This window comes from Acinetobacter seohaensis (genome assembly GCF_056431365.1).
The window spans coordinates 13,338-32,934 of the sequence record NZ_JBWKMK010000008.1; the positions used below are offsets into that span (position 1 = coordinate 13,338).

At 39.3% G+C, this 19,597-nt stretch carries 15 protein-coding genes and 2 pseudogenes; 9 read left to right on the forward strand and 8 right to left on the reverse strand.

Going from position 1 to position 19,597, the window contains the following annotated elements:
• The 4 genes from AC07E5_RS01045 (at window position 1) to AC07E5_RS01060 (ending at window position 4,736) form a co-directional block, all read left to right on the forward strand.
• Window positions 1-990, forward strand: a complete 990-nt coding sequence (locus AC07E5_RS01045; protein WP_279186305.1) for a glycosyltransferase — start codon at window positions 1-3, stop codon at window positions 988-990.
• Entirely contained in the window at window positions 980-2,005 is a 1,026-nt protein-coding gene (locus AC07E5_RS01050; protein ID WP_498624477.1) for an ELM1/GtrOC1 family putative glycosyltransferase, read from the forward strand. The genes AC07E5_RS01045 and AC07E5_RS01050 overlap by 11 nt, the downstream gene beginning before the upstream one ends.
• Before the next feature lie 435 nt (window positions 2,006-2,440).
• On the forward strand, window positions 2,441-3,601 hold the full coding sequence (locus AC07E5_RS01055; RefSeq protein WP_446892665.1) for a hypothetical protein: 1,161 nt from the start codon (window positions 2,441-2,443) through the stop codon (window positions 3,599-3,601).
• A gap of 31 nt (window positions 3,602-3,632) precedes the next feature.
• On the forward strand, window positions 3,633-4,736 hold the full coding sequence (locus tag AC07E5_RS01060; RefSeq protein WP_279186302.1) for a polysaccharide pyruvyl transferase family protein: 1,104 nt from the start codon (window positions 3,633-3,635) through the stop codon (window positions 4,734-4,736).
• Between the two features lie 45 nt (window positions 4,737-4,781).
• Here the strand turns inward: AC07E5_RS01060 and AC07E5_RS01065 are convergent, their stop codons facing one another.
• The 3 genes from AC07E5_RS01065 to AC07E5_RS01075 all read right to left on the reverse strand — a co-directional run bounded on the left by AC07E5_RS01065 (window position 4,782) and on the right by AC07E5_RS01075 (window position 7,860).
• On the reverse strand, window positions 4,782-5,000 hold the full coding sequence (locus AC07E5_RS01065; RefSeq protein ID WP_279186301.1) for a hypothetical protein: 219 nt from the start codon (window positions 4,998-5,000) through the stop codon (window positions 4,782-4,784).
• Between the two features lie 115 nt (window positions 5,001-5,115).
• On the reverse strand, window positions 5,116-6,900 hold the full coding sequence (aspS, locus tag AC07E5_RS01070; RefSeq protein WP_498624478.1) for an aspartate--tRNA ligase: 1,785 nt from the start codon (window positions 6,898-6,900) through the stop codon (window positions 5,116-5,118).
• A gap of 195 nt (window positions 6,901-7,095) precedes the next feature.
• Window positions 7,096-7,860 (reverse strand): DUF4184 family protein, encoded by a 765-nt coding sequence (locus AC07E5_RS01075; RefSeq protein ID WP_498624479.1) that lies wholly within the window; start codon window positions 7,858-7,860, stop codon window positions 7,096-7,098.
• A 142-nt stretch (window positions 7,861-8,002) separates the two neighbouring features.
• Between AC07E5_RS01075 and znuD the strand changes: the two genes are divergently transcribed.
• Together znuD and AC07E5_RS01085 are read left to right on the forward strand one after the other, a co-directional pair.
• Window positions 8,003-10,141: a zinc piracy TonB-dependent receptor ZnuD gene (gene znuD / locus AC07E5_RS01080; RefSeq protein WP_498624480.1), complete on the forward strand. Its 2,139-nt coding sequence runs from the start codon at window positions 8,003-8,005 to the stop codon at window positions 10,139-10,141.
• A 105-nt stretch (window positions 10,142-10,246) separates the two neighbouring features.
• On the forward strand, window positions 10,247-11,710 hold the full coding sequence (locus AC07E5_RS01085; protein WP_498624481.1) for a phospholipase D family protein: 1,464 nt from the start codon (window positions 10,247-10,249) through the stop codon (window positions 11,708-11,710).
• Between the two features lie 89 nt (window positions 11,711-11,799).
• Here the strand turns inward: AC07E5_RS01085 and AC07E5_RS01090 are convergent, their stop codons facing one another.
• Window positions 11,800-12,252, reverse strand: a complete 453-nt coding sequence (locus AC07E5_RS01090) for a hypothetical protein (protein ID WP_498624482.1) — start codon at window positions 12,250-12,252, stop codon at window positions 11,800-11,802.
• A gap of 178 nt (window positions 12,253-12,430) precedes the next feature.
• On the opposite strand from AC07E5_RS01090, the gene AC07E5_RS01095 reads away from it, so the two are divergent.
• A complete protein-coding gene (locus tag AC07E5_RS01095) occupies window positions 12,431-12,889 on the forward strand; it encodes an RcnB family protein (protein WP_498624483.1) in 459 nt (152 codons plus the stop codon).
• Window positions 12,890-13,040: 151 nt separating this feature from the next.
• On the opposite strand, the gene AC07E5_RS01100 is transcribed toward AC07E5_RS01095, so the two are convergent.
• The 3 genes from AC07E5_RS01100 to AC07E5_RS01110 form a co-directional block, all read right to left on the reverse strand.
• Window positions 13,041-13,538: a phosphate-starvation-inducible protein PsiE gene (locus AC07E5_RS01100; protein ID WP_291333749.1), complete on the reverse strand. Its 498-nt coding sequence runs from the start codon at window positions 13,536-13,538 to the stop codon at window positions 13,041-13,043.
• Window positions 13,539-13,681: 143 nt separating this feature from the next.
• The gene (locus tag AC07E5_RS01105; RefSeq protein ID WP_498624484.1) at window positions 13,682-15,463 is read right to left on the reverse strand and encodes an acyl-CoA dehydrogenase C-terminal domain-containing protein; all 1,782 of its coding nucleotides are present in this window, start codon (window positions 15,461-15,463) and stop codon (window positions 13,682-13,684) included.
• A gap of 219 nt (window positions 15,464-15,682) precedes the next feature.
• Window positions 15,683-17,485: an acyl-CoA dehydrogenase C-terminal domain-containing protein gene (locus AC07E5_RS01110; RefSeq protein WP_498624487.1), complete on the reverse strand. Its 1,803-nt coding sequence runs from the start codon at window positions 17,483-17,485 to the stop codon at window positions 15,683-15,685.
• 410 nt (window positions 17,486-17,895) lie between these two features.
• Here AC07E5_RS01110 and AC07E5_RS01115 point away from each other — a divergent pair.
• Both AC07E5_RS01115 and AC07E5_RS01120 read left to right on the forward strand, forming a co-directional pair.
• Window positions 17,896-18,822 (forward strand): annotated as a pseudogene (locus AC07E5_RS01115) (RNA-guided endonuclease InsQ/TnpB family protein); the annotation flags it as partial.
• 127 nt (window positions 18,823-18,949) lie between these two features.
• Window positions 18,950-19,168 (forward strand): annotated as a pseudogene (locus tag AC07E5_RS01120) (zinc ribbon domain-containing protein); the annotation flags it as partial.
• A gap of 42 nt (window positions 19,169-19,210) precedes the next feature.
• Here the strand turns inward: AC07E5_RS01120 and AC07E5_RS01125 are convergent.
• Window positions 19,211-19,597: transposase (locus AC07E5_RS01125; RefSeq protein ID WP_498624485.1), on the reverse strand; the 387-nt coding region annotated here is incomplete at its 5' end.

Below are 19,597 nucleotides of genomic sequence, written 5' to 3' on the forward strand. Positions count from 1 at the left end.
ATGAAAGTAACATTGGTCATGGCAGGTGATGAAGAAGGAGGGTTAGAAAAACATGTTGTTGAATTGGCTAATTGTCTAATGAAACATCACCAAGTCACAGTTATTGCACATGAAAAGTACCGTAGTCGATTAAAAACAGAATTTATCGCAATTGATCTGTCGAAGAGCAGAAGAAATATTATTGTTCTGTTTCAAATTTATAGAGCATTGAAAGCACTTCAGTCTGATATTGTACATGTACATGGAAATAAAGCTGCTGCGATGGTGGGTAGTATTTTAAAATTTCTACCGACTAAAAGTGTTGCTACTTTACATAGCCGTAAAAAAAATACAAAAATGTTTAAGGATTTTGATGCGGTGATTGCAGTGAGTCCCAATGCCGCAGAAACATTAGAACATCCTAATAAGTATATTGTTCTAAATGGAATTGAACCGCCTAAGCTTAATTCCGATATTTATAAAATAACTCCACCTGTCGTTTTGGCTGTAGGAAGATTAGTGCCTGTTAAGGGTTTTGATCTTTTAATTCAAGCATGGCAAGACATACCTAATGCGCAGCTTTGGATTGTAGGTGACGGTTTTGAAAAGCAAAAGTTGGAAACACTTATTAATGAGCTAGCTTTAGAAAAAAGTGTAAAGTTACTAGGTTTTCGTAATGATATTACTGATTTGATGCAGCAAGCCTCTCTTTATGTGATGTCATCTCATTATGAAGGATGTCCATATACCATGATAGAGGCTTTGCTTTGTAAAACACCTATGGTATCAACAGCTGTAGGGGCAATGACCCAAATTTTACCTAAGCAATATCTCTGTACTGAAAATGATGCAAATGCATTGCATCATCTGATTGCACATGCTTTAGAAAATTTAACGCAAGTAGAGCGGGATTTCATTCCAGTATTTGCTGATGCAGAAAAAAACCTAGTTTTAGATGGAATGGTCAAGAATATTGAAATGGTCTATCGTGAGGTGTTAGATGGAAAATAGTCACCTGATGATTTTAGCTTTAACGGATGGTAAAGCAGGACATGAAACACAAACCAAAGGGATAGTCACCTTACTGAATAACAGCAACCAATATGAAGTGCAGTGGCTTAAGATTTACAAGGTTAGTAAATTAACTAAGCATATACTCAAAGCTTTTTTGCCTATTGTAAGCCCGAAATGGGCATTAGGTTTTTATTTGGATACTGTTCAATTACAAGCTTTACAGTCAGATTATACTCTCCTAGTTTCAGCTGGTGGGGAGACACTTCTGCCAAACGTTCTGCTCAAAAAGTATTTTCGGCAGCAGGGGAAAGCTATCAAGAATGTGATTGCAACCTCATTAAGAGGGATTCCAGCTTGTTATTTTGATGCTGTATTTACTATTGATGATAAATACAAAAATCAAAAACCTTTTATTTATTATCCGATTGCACCGAATAAGATGTTGACTTTTGAGCTGGATAAAGCGATTCATCAAGCAAAGAAAAATTTGAATCTAACAGGTCAGAAGGTACTAAGTATTTTAATTGGTGCTGATACTAAAACATCTAAAATTGGGACTTCTTCTGAATGGATTGAGTGGATTAAGTACCTCGCGCTGCACTATCCAAATTGGAAAGTTCTGATCAGTACATCCAGACGTACACCCAAAGCTTTTGAGCAAGATCTACAGCAAGCTTTCATAGGAAATCCACAGTTCGCTTTAACACTAGTCAATCATGACCAGCAATGTGATATTGCTGATTATATTTACGCAGCAGATTTAATCGTTTGTTCACCTGAGTCAACTTCTATGATCAGTGAGGCATTGGTGAGTGAAAAGAAAGTGTTGATTCCTGTATTCAAATCCAGTGTATTTGATAAAGAACTTGAAAACTACCTAGCTAAGTTTGAGCATGAACGGTGGCTTAGTAAGGTTTATATAGACAAAATGGCAGACCTAATTGGAGTTGTTGAGAAGATTACACCACAGAAACATAGGCTGAGTTTGTTCGATCAATTCAAAAATATTTAACTCTCAATACGAAGTTAACTATCTTGGGGCGATGTTCTAATAATACCTTCTTTGATATGCATTAGAATTTTATAGAGACTAGAAGTAGAGTCGCACTTTTTTCAATTTTATAGGATTAAATGAGTGGATATTGTTGAGTTTAGACTTTATAACTAAGCTTTTTAGATATGGTTGTGGCATAAGTGGTAAGTTATTATTTTTAATAGTGATATTTATAATAATTCTATACAGGATTTGCTGAAAATCTCATATTTTTTTGAGATAATGGGTGGAAAATGTGCTTGGATATGTAGTGATCATTTAACATTATGTAAGCAATAATTTTTTAGTTTGATGGTTACATCAATTTTAATACAGTAAATGTCGATAGGTTCTAGTATTTATTTGATATATTGGCTTAAAATTGATTATATTTAAAATTTAAGGTAAACAAGTGTGGATAATTTAATTGTACATTCGGCGATGGATGTTAGTAAAAATGAAATTGTTGTAACTTCAAATAAATATGACGAAATTAAGTTTTTATTACCATATGAAGCTTTACCACAGCTAAGTTGTCATGATTTTTCATTATGGGCTATTTTACCTCTTGCAATGAAAAATGGTGATCATATAGAAACTTATGCTCCAATTTCTAAACGAGCTTATGAATCTTTGAAAAAAGTGGCAGATGTTTGGCATTTTTGGTTACCTAATTTTTATAAAAAAGTTAAAATAACTGCACATAATATTGTTCAATCAGATAAATTGATGATAGAAGACAGAGGGTTAATGTGTTTTAGCGGAGGGCTTGATTCTACATACAGCACTTTTAAATTAAAACAAGAGAAAATAAAAAATATAGATTGTCTATCTGTTCATGGAATGGATTATAAGTTTAAGGATAACTCTAAGTTTGAAGAGTTAATAAATAAAACAAAGGAAATAAGAAACTCTTTGTTTTCTGTAAGTCATTTTGTTAAAACTAATATATATGCTGTTTATAACCAGAATAAATGTAACCCTAGTTATACTCATATAACTCATATTTTCTCTTTGTTTGCTTGTTTATCAATCTTTGAAGGATACAGTCGGTATTTAATAGCTGCAGATGATCGTTTAGATCAGCAATTTTTTACACATCCTTATGGTTCTAATAGTGCCTCAAATAAGCTAATGGAAAATTCAAGTGGAAATTTGATTACTTTAGATGATGATGTTACTCGTTTTGAAAAAACACTATACTTAGTTAATAATAATTTTGATTTAAATTCTCTTTCTGTTTGTGGTGATGCCAAAGCAAGACCATATAATTGTGGAGTTTGTGTGAAATGTTTAAGAACAAAGTCAATGCTGTTTTCAATTCTAGATTATATTCCAGATATATTTGTTAATAATGAGCTGAATGAAGATTGGTTTGAGAAAATTGATTTAAATGATTTTAATAATCAGATGTATATATATGATACTTTAAATTTTTTAGAGAGTAAAAATAAGCATGATAATTTTCCTGGATATAAGAACTTAAAGGTGAAACTAAATAAAGCACTTATATCTCGTGAATCGAGTAAATTGAGAAATTATTCTAAATTAGAGCTGTTTAAAGCATTTTTTTAATATATATTCTACTTTTGATTTGGTGAGTAATTTGAGAGTTGCATATTTTATAAACACATTTAAGTCAACGAACTGGGGTGGGCAGGCAACTTCTACTGGGATTCAATACTTATTAGCGAGTGAATATCCTAATTCAGAATTTGTTCCTTTAGATTTGCCTGATTTGCCTTTTAAAAAATTAAAACTACTGAGATTTTATTACGAGAAGAAGCTGCTTCAGGCACTAATTAAAAACCATCATCAGGATATATTATTTTTTCTTGAAAAAATGAATATCCATGAGAGTTTTTTTGATGGTTTTACTCATGTTTGTTTTAATGGTGAAGGGGCGGTGCATTATAAATCTGGACATCTTATTCGATTTTTAGGTCTATTGTATTTAGCAAAATATAAAAACAAGATTGTTGCATCAGTTAACCAAACTGTTGATTTAAATAATCAGGAGGAACTAGCGAAAGCACTGGTACACGTCTATGGTTTATGTGATTTTGTATCTGTAAGAGAACCTATTTCCTATCATTATTTAAAAGATATTGGTCTAGATAAAGTAAAACTTTTGCCTGATGCTGTCTATGGCTTACCGGTACTTTCAGAGACTGATATTCAAGCCACTCTAAATAAATTTGGATTATTAAATCAAGAGTATATCACAATGACAGGATCTTCATTTTTAGAGCGAGATACGAAGAGTATACGCCAAATGAAGAATATTGTTGAATTCATGATAAAGACTCAACAGCTACCGATTGTATTTTTATCGAATGCTAAAACAGATTTATATTTGATTAAAAAAGTTATTCAATCAGATCGATTTATTGAAAAAAAAATAAAAGTAGTAACTTCTAATCAAGCTCATTTTAATGAAGCCATGGCATTAATTGCTGGCTCTCGGGTGTTGATTGGTGGAAGACAACATCCAAATATTTTTGCATTTATCTATAAGACAGCCTATGTTCCATTTGATGGTAATACATTTAAGAATTTAGGGGTTGCACAATTGCAGGACTATGAAATAGAGCCTTTAAAGTGGGATTGTGACTTAGATATATTTAATCAAAAACTGAATCAAGCTTTAGATTTAAGTGAAAAAGATTTTAAAGAAATTAAGATTCAAGATTTTAGGATATTTGGTTAAACTAAAATGCTTAGTCTATAAGAAATAGGCTAAGCTTAAAATTTCTTAATTCCTATCCGCATTCCCCGCCAATACCATATAAATCAGCCCCACAAAAATCACAAATGCACCGCCAATAGAACTTAAGCTAAAGTACAAAATACGGTCATTGGTGTCTAAGGCAAACAGGTTATTGGCCAGAATATAACGCATGAATAACCATTGAGCGACAGCAAATACAATTAGCATAATGCCACGATTACGAACTGCAGGACGCATAGCCATAGTAACGCTCAACTTAAAATTCAAAACGAAGCGCTATTATGCCACTAGCTAGCCCATATCTCAATTCATAAAAAAACCCTGCAAATTTGCAGGGTTCTTCTCACATTCTCAAAACTTATTCTTGAGATTCTGCTTTTGGTTTTTCACGTAAGCGAATACCCAAATCACGCAATTGAGTCGCCTCAACTGGTGCAGGTGCTTGAGTCAATGGACATTCAGCCGTCTTAGTTTTCGGGAAGGCAATCACATCACGAATAGACGATGCACCTGTCATTAACATCACCAAACGGTCTAAACCAAATGCTAAACCACCGTGCGGAGGCGCACCATAACGTAACGCATTTAGTAAGAAGCTGAATTTCTCTTCGGCTTCTTCTTCTTCAATACCTAAAGCTTCAAAAATCGCTTTTTGCATTTCTAAAGTATAAATACGCAGTGAGCCGCCACCAATTTCAGTACCGTTCAACACCATGTCGTACGCAACAGATAAAGCTTCACCTGGGTTGCTCTTCACATCTTCAACGCTTGATTTTGGCAAAGTGAATGGGTGATGCACAGAGGTCCATTTACCATCCTCAGTTTCTTCAAACATTGGGAAATCAACAACCCAAAGCGGTGCCCATTCGCAGGTTGCAAGGTTCAAATCGTGACCGATTTTGACACGAAGTGCGCCCATCGCATCGTTTACCACTTTGGCTTTATCTGCACCAAAGAATACGATGTCGCCATTTTCAGCGCCTACACGTTTTAATAAATCAAGCACGATTGGCTCAATAAATTTCACGATAGGAGATTGTAAACCTTCGATGCCTTTTTCAAGCTCATTGACTTTAATATACGCCAAACCTTTCGCACCATAGATGCCTACAAATTTAGTGTATTCATCAATTGCACTACGTGGCAATGAACCCGCGCCAGGCACGCGAAGCGCGACAATACGACCTTTTGGATCTTTCGCTGGACCAGCAAACACTTTGAACTCAACGTCTTGCATCAAGTCAGCAACATCTACCAATTTCAGTGGAATACGCAAGTCTGGCTTATCAGACGCATAATCTCGCATCGCTTCTGAATATGGCATACGTTGGAATTTGTCGAATTTCACGCCTAGAAGCTCATCGAACATCTTCACGGTCATGCCTTCCATCAAATCCATAATGTCATCGTCACTCATGAACGATGTTTCAATGTCGATTTGAGTAAATTCTGGCTGACGGTCTGCACGCAAGTCTTCGTCACGGAAACATTTAGCGATTTGGTAATAACGGTCAATACCGCCCACCATCAACAATTGTTTAAATAATTGTGGAGATTGTGGCAGCGCATAGAAGCTACCATTAGATACACGGCTTGGTACTAAATAGTCACGCGCACCTTCAGGGGTAGCACGTGTCAAAATTGGTGTTTCAACATCCAAGAAACCATGATCGTCTAAATAGTTACGAATTAGGTTGGTGACTTTAGAACGGAAACGTAAGCGATCTAACATTTCTGGACGACGGATGTCCAAGAAACGGTATTTCAAACGAATTTCTTCTGAAATGTTGGTATTTTCATCGTTTAATGGGAACGGAGGCGTTTCAGATGCTGCAAGAACTTCAATTTCCTTGCCTAAAACTTCAATTTGTCCACTGACCATATTGGCATTTTCTGTGCCTGCATAGCGACGACGTACACGACCTGTGATTTTTAATACAAATTCTGAACGTGCTTTGTCTGCAGTTGCAAATGCTTCTGGAGTGTCTGGGTCAATTACGACTTGCACAAGACCATCACGGTCACGCATGTCTAGGAAAATTACACCACCGTGGTCACGACGACGGTGTACCCAGCCACACAGGGTCACGGTTTGATCAATTTGAGCTTCGGTTAAAGAACCGCAATAATGAGTTCGCATCATAGCGTTAAAAATCCAACTATATGGGTTAAGGAAGCGAATACGTAAACAGCGCACCGCCTTTAGCAAAGGTAGGATTATGCCTCTTTGGGCATGTGGCGACAAGAACTTGCCGCAAAAACAGTGGGTTTTTAGCAGGAATCTGCTTGAAACAGAAGAATGTAGGCAGATGAAAGAGAAAGTAGAGCGATAGAGCGTTTATTCCATCTGCCTTTGAAAATCTAAGATCAGAAATAGCAGGCAGCCCAAACTCAACATGAGTAATGCCCCTTGGCTAAACTCATTGATGGCACGCCCTGTAAAGTAGTACAGTTCTTCCTGCCAAAGTGCATCGGGAATATGCCGTGCATAATCCCAAAGCGAGAAACAGCCCAAAGCGACAGACAGTGTAATAAGACCAACTGCATAGTCCCGAACTTTGATGCTTACAGGTTTGATTTGCTGATACTTCTTATAATAATGCAGGCTCATCCACAATAAAAAAGGCAGGGCTAAAATAGAACTACCAATTTGCAGTACGCGATGCATCGGATAAATATCTGTGCCTAATTGTACCGATTGCGCCAAAAAATCCTGAAAGGCAAAACTACGAAAGTCGTGATGGGTTAAACCATCCCAAATTAAATGGGTGGCATTGCCAATCAGTAAGGCGAGAATCATGCCACCTACAAAGCCCAGTGCAGATTTTATCGTGTTTAGATTTAAAGGGTGATGCACGCCCACAAAGCGATACAACGCAGGGCGATATACCAGATACCAAAGTGCACAGAACATAAGGCCCAAGAATAAGTTTGGATAAAACAAGGCCGACCATAAATGTGGCGTGGGGTCTTGGCGTAGGGTAAATAGGCGATGTAAATCTGGCAGCATACAGCCAATTGCAAGTGCAGCAATAGGTAGCCGTTGTCCTAAGAGTTTAGCTAGCGGTGGCGCAAGTACAGCATGAGATAAGGTAAAGGGCATACCAATAAAAAGAAGAATAAACGTCAGCAGAATTGAAGGCGTAGCTTAACTGAAAATACGGAATGAGAATGTTTTTTATTGCAATGCTATTGAAATGTTATACTATAACAACAATTATTTTTTGCTACTTTGAGCATGGGTCATGGCGTTCCACAAGAATTTAATAACAGTTTCAATTTTTGCAGTACTTAGTCCAGCAGCATTTGCCAATACAGATGCTACAAATACACAACTGGAAAAGATTCAGCTACAAGCACATCCTTTGGTACAAACTGCGGCAGATTTCGCTGTAGCAGATCATGTGATTGATCAAAAAAAATTGATAGAGCGGAGTACCACTATTGGCGATGCAATGTCAGATGAGCTAGGCGTATATTCTAACCAATATGGTTCAGGCTCTAGCCGCCCTGTGATTCGTGGACAAGATGGCCCACGGGTTAAAGTGTTGCAACATGCTTCAGAAACTGCCGATGTTTCTACACTTTCACCTGACCATGCTATCACTGTCGATCCAATCTTAGCCAAACAAGTTGAAATTATTCGTGGCCCATCAACATTACTTTATGGTGCGGGAACGGTTGGTGGCTTAGTCAATGTGACTGATCAAAAAATTCCAACACAAATGCCAAATAATGGCTTAGAAGGACAGGTAGGTTTACGTTACAACACGGGTAGCGATGAAAAGCTAGCGAGTGCGGGTGTAACTGCAGCACTCAGTGATCAATTTGCGCTGCGTATTGAAGGTTCAAAACGTAAAGCCAATGATTACATCACTCCAAATTATTGGGTAGAGCATCATCATACAGAAGTACATGTTGAACCAGATGGCTCAACCCATACACATGAACATGAAGAGTTGGTAAAAGAACGTCGTGTAGACAATACCTTTGCCGAAGGACAAACAGTGAATATTGGTGGATCATGGATTCATGACCGTGGTTTTGTTGGGCTGTCTTATAGCAACCGTCAAGACAAATATGGTTTGCCAGGGCATAGTCATGAGTATCATGATTGCCATCCACATGGAAATAAATTGCATTGCGGAAGTCATGACCCTGCACCACAAGATCCACATGACGAACACGAACATGCACATGGTGGCCCGTGGATTGATTTGGAATCACACCGTTATGATTTACGTACTGAGTTTGATCAACCCTTTGCAGGTTTTGATAAACTTCGTGCGCACGCCAGCTTTACCGATTATGAACATGATGAATTAGAAGAAAATAAAGTTATCAGTAACTTTAGAAGTAAAGGCTACGATGCGCGTTTAGAATTGGTGCATAAACCCCTTGCAGGTTGGGAAGGGGTGATTGGTACACAGTATAGTCAGCAAAAAATTGATTTAACTGGACAAGTTGAACAACACGGCAATCATTCTCATGAAACCGTGCCTATGCCAGATACAAAAACTCAAAAATATAGTTTGTTCGGTTTAGAACATAAACAATTTGGCGATGTGCATGTTGAACTTGGTGCACGGGTTGAACATCAAAAAATTGATGTCGATGCAGAGCTAAAAGATTATTCAGATACAGGCGTATCTGCTTCTGCAGCAGCTAACTGGCAGTTTGCACCGAACTATAAACTATCCCTTACAGGCTCACACCAACAGCGTTTACCGTTGGCGCAAGAGCTTTATGCAAATGGCATCCACTTTGCAACAAACACTTATGAGCGTGGAAATGCAAATTTAGATGTGGAAAAATCGAATAATTTAGAACTTGGTTTGCACTATGAAGCTGACAAATTGGATTATTCGTTGCATGTCTATCATAACTGGTTTGATAACTATATTTATGGTGCAACCACCGACCATATAGAAACTTTCCGTTTAATTGATTATCAACAAGACAAAGCTAAATTCTACGGTACAGAAGCTAAGCTAGGGTATCAGATTAGCCCTGATTATAAACTCAGTGTGTTTGGTGATTATGTGCGTGGTGAAATTGACAATCAAAATGCACCACGCGTACCTGCAGGGCGTTTAGGGACTAAAGTAGATGCCAACTTTGCCGATGGTTGGTCGGGTATGGCGGAATACTATCGGGTCTTTAAACAAGACAAGGTTGCTTATTTAGAGCAAGAAACAGCAGGCTATAATATGGTCAATGTTGGTGTGGCTTATGCGGGCAACTATGCCAACAAACAAGATTACCGTGTGTATTTTAAAGCCAATAACTTGCTCGATGATGAAGTGTATTCACATGCCTCATTCTTGTCGAATATTCCAAAAGTGGGTCGTAACTTTACAGTTGGCGTGGAATTTGGCTTCTAAAATTCAATTTGCTTTGAGCAGGATGTCTGCGTGAAAACACAGAAATCCTCTTGAAAATCCAAACAATTAAACCTAGTCTGAGCGCATCGGACTAGGTTTTTTGTTATGCGTATCTTTCAGCGAATTCATCAAAAATTGAATTGGTCGCCTCGGGCGTATGTGGGACTTATTTTAAGTTTCTTAGCTTTAGGTTATTTGGCGTCTGCGACCTACCACAGCTTAAAACCATTGCCCGAAGGGCTGAATTACACTGGAAAGTTACGTCATGCGCCTATTAAATTTATTGCCGATCAGACCTATATTGATGCGCAAGGCGTTCAGCAACAACAGCATCAAATTTTTAAAGAAATTTTAGGACTGATTGATGCAGCACAAAGCACCATTGTATTGGATATGTTCTTGTTTAATCCTGAAGTGGGAACGTCTAAACAGCAGCATCAACCGCTAACGCAGCAACTCACCGATGCTTTAATTCATAAACGTCGGATGCAGCCGAATATTGAAATCAAAGTCATTACTGATCCCATTAATTCGGTATATGGTGGCATCGCACCTGAGCATTATCGTCAATTGCGTCAGGCGGGTATTGACGTGATTGAAACAGATTTAACCCCGCTGCGCGCATCGAATCCGCTGTGGTCGGGGTTTTGGTATCTCTGCTGTCAGGGCATTCCAAATAATGCCGAAAAGGGTTGGCTACCCAGTCCGTTCGGCAAAGATAAAATTACCTTACGTAGTTATTTTAGCTTGCTTAATTTTAAAGCCAACCATCGTAAAACCATGGTGGTCGATACCGCCGAAGGTTGGAAAGCATTGGTCACGTCGTTTAATCCACATGATGGCAGTTCACGTCATTCTAACAGCGCGTTATTGGTGACGGGCAATACTGCAGTAGATGTGTTGAAAACAGAACAAGCCGTCGCGCGGATGTCGCAGGGCAATCTGTCTGGGGTGATTGTGGGGGAGTTTGAGGCAGATTCGTCCTATCCTCAAGTACAAGTCATCACTGAACAAGCCATTTTAGAGGCCAGTTTGACACTTATTCGGCAGACCAAAGCGCAAGAGCATCTGGATTTAGCGATGTTCTATTTATCGGAGCGACAAATCATCAAGGCACTGATTGCTGCACAACAACGTGGCGTACAAGTGCGAGTATTACTGGACCCGAATAAAGATGCTTTTGGACGTGAAAAAAATGGCATTCCAAATCGACAAGTGGCAGCAGAATTGCATGCTGCAGGGGTGAAGATACGTTGGTGTAATACCCGAGGCGAGCAATGCCACAATAAAATGCTGATGAAATCGAATGCAATACAGGCCGAATTGATTTTAGGTTCCGCCAATTTCACGGCACGTAATTTAAAAAACTATAATTTAGAAACCAACTTGCGTGTGGTTGGACAGATGCAAGACCCAGTATTTCAGGATGCTCAACACTATTTTAATACCGCATGGTCGAACCTTGAGGGTAAAAATATGAGTGTGGATTATGCTGTGTATGCCGATGAGTCGAAGTGGAAATATGCGCTGTATCGCTTTATGGAGTGGAGTGGTTTATCGACATTCTGACTTTAAGTTTTTGGTCAGATGTAATATTTCTAGCAAAATCCCTCTTGTTTAAAGAGGGATTTTTAGAAAATGACAATGAAGCTCTAAAATTATTTTTCAGGATTTGGCGGCACCATTTCATCCAAATCTTTATCACTCAGCTGATCTAACTCGGCAATATCGGTTTTGATTTTCCATTGTGTTTCATCATCTACAGGATTGGGTAAACGCGCTTCTAGCCAATCACAAACCACATCTGGGCTAAATTCTGGATGGTTACATTGAATCACCCACGATAAAAAATCTTTAGCATCACCATTCATATACGGTGGCGGTGAAACTGGTAAAAATTGAGTCGGCAAGCGTTCATCTCTGGAAATATAATTCAGGACATGCCCCAATTCTTGTACAGTTTGCCATGCCAGTGGGTGCTCTACATCAATTTGAAATTTAAACCACCATGCATGCTGACCGTCTGAACCATAAGAATCCACACGGGCTTGCTGCACACTTGGAACTTTACAGAAAAACTGATGAAGGCGGTCAAAATTTAATTCAGGCACGAGGTTTCATCCAATTTCAAAAAAAATGTATCTTAGCATAATGTGGAAATGAAACAGGTATGCTGCAGCTTTGTTTCTGTAAGAGCGGAGTTGGAATGAATAAAATTGCTGTTTTTTTATTCATTGTTTATCCTTGATTTGAGGTTAAAATCAAAAGATAACCAGAGGAGTGTTGGATATGAAAGTAGCAATTTTAACTGCATTAAGTGGCATGCTACTTATGGGTGCTACGCTGCCAGCATTTGCAGAAACGAATCGTTGGGCAGGCTATACAGGTGTCGATACTCAGCGTTATCAGCATCATCCTGCATATCCACAACATCGACCATATTATTCACAGCATCCTCAACCGCAGTACTATCCACGACATTACCCGCAGCATCACCCACGTCCTGCACCGCAGTGGGGGCAGCCAACTATTCGGAGTGGTATTAATATTCAATACAATGCACCAAGTACGGTGCAATATAACCACCAAAGCTATAGTTGGGTAAATGGTGAGCCGAGTAGCGCACATATTGAAAGTTCGACCTATCGTGTAGTGACCGACTGGCAGCACTTGGGTTTACCCGCTCCGCCACGAGGCATGTACTGGATTTTTGAAGATGGGCGTTATGTATTGGTGGCAAATCGTTAGATCATCTTAAATGTTCAAGTGATAAAGAAAAGTATTTTAGCCAAATGCATCATTAGGTGAATCTTCAAAAATCAGCGCGTCATGGTTTATCCTGACGCGCTTTTTTATAGCAGAAGTGTGTGTGGTTTTGAGTGAAATAAGCAATTTTAGTTTAGGCCAACTCATCATCTTCTGGGCGTGGCGTCTTGCCCGGTGGCAATGGTTTTTCACTGTGTTTATCTCGAATGACCGATGGATAATTCCACGATGCAAAACGCACTACCAGAATAGCAAAGGCCAGAATTAGAATTGAACCCGTAATAATCACCAAGTCCATATCCGCCTTATGGTCATGTTGAATATCGGAAATGAGCAGTCGGGTTAGGGCGGTAATGGCAATATAAATCAGAAAGCGTACTGGCATGTGATTGGTTTTAAAGTAAATTCCAACCATGGCACCAAGTTCTAAATAAATGAATAGCAATAAAATATCATCAATCGTGGCATATTGTTTGACGGTCAGAATATCGATCACGGTATGACCAGCTGACCAGATCACCATACAGCCAATGATGAACAGGGCAATATAGTGAAAACTTTCAACGGCCAGGTTGCCAAGTCGGTCGAGGAGGGTTTCTATTTTTTCTACTTTGGAATGTTGTGCTTTCATTTGCTCCCCCTGATAATTTTGATGAATGATAAAAACTCATGCAAAAACTGTGCACAACTACAGGAAAAGCTGCGTAAACATAGTAAAAATAAGAGGTATAAAAAAACGCCTGACGATGCAGACGTTTTTTAGAGACAATCGACTTAAGCTTGACTGGTGAAGTAATCTTCGCTGAAGTTCATTACCACTTCTGCACCCGCTTTCACTTTTGTAATGCGTAAAGCTAGTTCTGGCAAAATACGTTGTACAAAGTACAGTGCCAATGACAATTTGTTTTGATAGAACTCGCCCTCTTTTTGCTTAGCGGCATTCGCGATGCGCGCAAACATATATGAGAAGCTGAGCAAACCTACCGCATGTAAATAATCTACCGCTGCTGCATTCGGGAAATCTACATTTTCTTTGGCTGCATTTAAAACGTATTGGGTCACAGATTCGACTTCGGTTGCTGCATCCAAAGTTGCATCTTTAATGAAGTTCAGGTCTGCATCTAAACCATTGGCAAAATCACGGATTTCTGCAATGTATTCTGCAATAAATTCACCATTGCATTTAATGGTTTTACGACCAATCAAGTCTTGTGATTGTACGCCGTTGGTACCTTCATAAATTTGGGCAATACGTAAATCACGTACACATTGTTCCATGCCCCATTCACGAATATAACCGTGACCACCAAATACCATTTGCGCATCTAAAGTGGCTTGGAATGCAGTATCTGTGAGGTAAGCTTTTGCAATTGGTGTTAACAGCGCGACACGGTCATTGGCTGCTTTTACAGCTTCAGGATCTGTTGAGAACTTAGTGATATCCAGTTGCTGACCCACGTAAACTGCAAATGCACGAGATGCTTCATTATTGGCACGTGCATTGAGCAACATGCGACGAACATCACCATGAACTAAGATGCTATCCGCAGGTTTGCTTGGAGATTTAACACCAGATGCACTACGACCTTGTAAACGATCAGTCGCATATTGAGCTGCATTTTGGTAAGCAAATTCAGAAGCACCAAGACCTTGGATACCCATTGATAAACGTTCATAGTTCATCATCACGAACATGGCTGCAAGACCTTCATTTTCTTTACCGACCAAGAAACCCTTCGCACCGTCAAAGTTCATCACACAAGTCGCAGAGGCTTTAATGCCCATTTTGTGTTCGATTGAACCTGGGGCTACAGGGTTGCGTTCACCCAATGAACCATCTTCATTCACCAAGAATTTTGGCACGATGAATAAAGAAATACCGCGTGAACCTGCAGGAGCATCCGGTGTTTTCGCTAAAACTAAGTGAATGATGTTTTCTGCGAGGTCGTGATCACCACCTGTAATGAAGATCTTAGTACCTGTAATGTTATAAGTACCATCTTCGTTGCGTTCAGCTTTAGTTTTAATAATCCCCAAATCTGTACCTGCATGCGGTTCAGTTAAACACATGGTGCCTGACCATTCGCCAGAGTAGATTTTAGGTAAATACGTTTCTTTCTGTTCTTGCGATGCATAACTGCTTAACGCCATGCCTGCACCGACAGACAGTAGTGGATACAATAAGAATGATGGGTTGGTGGCAAAGAGCATTTCATCTGACAATACTGTCAGCATTTTTGGCATGCCTTGACCGCCCCATTCTTCATCTGCGCCTAAACCAATCCAGCCGCCTTCGGCATATTGTTTAAATGCTTCTTTAAAACCAGCAGGGGTAGTGACTTCGCCATTGTTATAGATCGCGCCTTCTTCATCACCGCTACGGTTAATCGGCAGCGTCACGTTTTGGGCAAATTTTGCCATTTCTTCCAAAATTGCTTCAGCCGTTGCAGCATCAAGGTGAGCGAGATTTTCATTGTTTTGCCAGAATTGTTCTGCATTGAATACATCATTTAAGATGAATTTCATATCGGCAAGTGGGGCATTATAAATTGGCATGTGAGTTCACCTGTTTATTGTTTGAATCTTGATTCGTTGAGTTCAGTGTAATCTACAATTGTGAATGTTGTAGACCACTAAAGCGAAAGAATGCTTTATTTATAAAGAAAAAGGACTGTCAATGCTATGACCGTCCTTTCTCAATTTCTGTACTCAAGAGTACAATATTTTGAATATCCCGCTAAATATGTTCAATATTTAGCGAGTTTCAATTTTCGCTTAGAAAGCAAAGTGTTCAGCATCTAATGCAAATAGTGGCTCTACACCTGTTGCAATCACGTCTACGTGTGAGCGAACACGTGGCAAGATTTTCTTGAAGTAGAAACGTGCAGTCGCCACTTTCGCATTGTAGAAGTCCACATCGGTTGTGCCCGCTGCAAGTGCTTCTTGTGCGACCAATGCCATACGTGCCCATAGGTAAGCCAGTGTTACATAACCAGAGAAGTACATGTAGTCTACTGCTGCAGCACCTACTTCCTCAGGGTTTTGCATTGCACGCATACCAATTTGCATGGTCAAATCGGCCCATTCTTTATTGAGCGCTGCGAGCGGTTCAACAAATTCTTGCATTGCTGCGTTGTCTTTGTTGGCTTCTGCAAATTTATGGATGATTTTGGTGAAATCTTTCAACATTGCACCTTGTGTACCCAAAACTTTACGACCTAACAAATCGATTGCTTGAATTTCAGTTGTACCTTCGTACAAGCATGAAATGCGTGTATCACGCACAATTTGTTCCATGCCATGTTCAGAAATGAAGCCATGACCGCCGAAGACTTGCACACCATGTTTTGCAGATTCAGAACCTGTTTCAGTTAAGAATGCTTTTGCAATAGGCGTCAATAAAGACAAGATATTGTCAGAGAATTTACGTTCTTCTTCAGTTGCACCTTGTTCAACGATATCTGCGTGTAGAGACAACAGGTACACTAGTGCGCGACCACCTTCAGCAAACGCTTTTTGAGTCAATAGCATATTGCGTACAGCAGGATGCACAATAATTGGATCTGCTTCTTTTTCAGGAGCTTTCGGACCAGAAAGTGAACGCATTGCCAAACGGTCTTTAGCATAAGCCAATGCACCTTGGAATGAACCTTCAGATGCAGACAAACCTTGAATTGCAGTACCAATACGTGCAGTGTTCATGAACGTAAACATGCAGTTTAGACCACGGTTTTCAGGGCCAATTAGGAAGCCTTTCGCGTTATCAAAGTTGATCACACAAGTCGCGTTACCATGAATCCCCATTTTATGTTCGATTGAACCACAACGTACACCATTACGCTCCCCTAAAGAACCATCTGCATTCAGGTTGAACTTAGGAACGATGAACAGAGAAATACCTTTAGTTCCTTTAGGTGCACCAGGTAAACGTGCCAATACGATGTGCACGATATTTTCTGCCATGTCATGTTCACCAGCAGAGATAAAGATTTTCTCGCCCGAGATTGCATAGCTTCCGTCGGCCTGAGGTTCAGCTTTAGTACGGATAATACCTAAGTCAGAACCTGCATGAGATTCGGTTAAACACATGGTACCTGTCCACTCACCTGAAACAAGCTTTGGCAGATAGGTTGCTTTTTGTTCATCTGAACCGTGGTGTTCTAAAGTACGTACAGCACCATGAGAAAGACCTGGGTACATGCCCCATGCCCAGTTTGCTGTACCTACCATTTCTGAAATCACGTTTCCTAGAGAAACAGGTAGACCTTGACCGCCGTATTGTTCTTCAGCTGAAAGCGATGGGAAACCGAGTTCGATATATTTTTGATACGCTTCTTTAAAGCCCGTTGGTGTTGTCACCACGCCATCATTCCAAGTACATCCTTCACGGTCACCTACTTGGTTTAACGGAGATAATTCGTTTTCACAGAAATCTGCTGCAGCTTCCAAATATTGGTCAACCAATTCACGGCTTACGTTTTCTTGGAATGCAGGTAATTTTGCATAGTGATCTTCGGCATTTAATAATTCATGCAAAACAAATTGCATATCACGTAAAGGCGCTTTGTATTGTGGCATATCGGTTTCCTCAATACTGGTTTGACCAGCGTTATATTTTAAATGGATTTCAAAGCATGCCTTCTCAGACATGACCTGTTGGAATGGTTGTAATCGTGCAACATCTTCTAATTCGGTACAAGCATCTGAATAGCATTTCTTAGTGACTGCAAAGTCAAAGATTTTTATCTTGAAATGGCTAAGTTGCTTGAGTGTAAATAGTTTTGCTGAATTTGAAATGATACAAATAGTCAAAACCGTAAAGAGATATGTCCAATAAAAAAGGCGCCATTTGCGCCTTTTTTATCTATTTATCAAATGGAGCGTAAAACTCTGTCCTTCAAGGCAGAGATGTAAGCGACACGACATGAAATGTCGTTGGGTTTTTCAAAAATCAACACCTTTAATTTAACATGATCTAAAATAAGCCCATGAAAACACTTAAATTACGCATAAAAGACAAACATTGCAAGATGCTAGACCAATTAGCATCTGAGGTGAACTTTGTTTGGAATTATGTGAATGATTTGAGTTTTAAACACCTAAAAAGAACAGGTCACTTCTTTTCAGCATTCGACATGGCAAAGTACACCAAAGGTACTTCAAAGCTCAGTGGATTGCATAGCCAGACAATTGATGCAATTAGAGAAGAATTTGTCACCCGAAGAATACAGTTTAAAAAAGCAAAGCTGAAATGGCGTGTTAGCAACAAGAAATCAGCAAGAAGATCGCTTGGTTGGATACCATTCAAAAAATCAGGACTGAAATATGCTGATGGATGGGTTGAGTATGGAAAAACCAAATTCGGTTTATGGGATAGCTACGGTTTAAGCAAATATAGTGTTAGAACAGGCTCATTTGTTGAGGATAGTCGTGGGCGTTGGTATGTGTGCCTGGTCGTGGATTCACCTAAGTTAGACAAACCAACTGCAACTAAAGCCATTGGCATTGATCTAGGCTTAAAAGATATAGCCACCTGTTCTGATGGCACTGTGATTTCAAATCCAAAGTTGTATCGTAAATATGAACAAAAACTAGGTATAGCTCAACGAGCGAAGAATAAAAAGCGTATTCGTGCATTACACGCCAAGATTGCAAATTGTCGTAAAGATCATTTGCACAAAGCAAGCACCATGCTTGTAAAAGAAAATGCACTGATTATTGTTGGCGACCTGAGTGCAAAAAAACTTGTAAAAACTAAAATGGCTAAATCTGTTTTAGATACAGGCTTTTCAGCATTCAAAACAATGCTCAAGTATAAATGCGAGAACGCAAGTGTATTGTTTGAGGAAGTCAACGAAAGTTTCACAACCCAAATGTGTTCGTGCTGTGGTGAGATCACCGCAAGCAGTCCGAAAGATACCGTCTTGGCTGTCAACCTAATTTAGTAATTATTTACCTTATATTTGATAAGCAGTTTGATGTTTTAATACACCATAGCATAGGTGTACTAACTTACGCATTGCAGCACTAACAATCAGCATNCTGGTGAATGAACATGCAACCATCTTCGTTGGCAATGTGAATGCCAAAGCATTAGCACAAACCAGATTGGCTAAATCAGTGCTAGATGCCAGTTGGACAACACTAAGAACCATGCTCAAGTATAAATGCGAGAACGCAGGGGTATGTTATGAAGAAGTCAATGAAGCCTATACCACCCAAATTTGTTCGTGCTGTGGCTCATGCTCCAGTAGTCCGGAAGATACCGTCTTGGCTGTCAACCTAATTTAGTAATTATTTACCTTATATTTGATAAGCAGTTTGATGTTTTAATACACCATAGCATAGGTGTACTAACTTACGCATTGCAGCACTAACAATCAGCATTTTAGGCTTTCCTTTTTCACGTAGTCGCTGATACAGTGCCTTAATATGGGGATTATATTGAAGTGCAACTATAGATGGCATAAATAGGCTAGAGCGTATTTTACTATCACCTGCTTTTGATAAACGACTTCGTTTATTGACCGAACTGCCAGATTGGAAATGTATAGGAACTAGACCAACATAAGCTGCGACCTGACTTGCTTTTTCAAAGTGATGAGAGCGTAATAACCCTAGCATGAGCAATCCAGTTTTCCTTCCTACTGCTGGAATAGTAGTTAGTAAAGCAAGATCATTTTTTAGCTC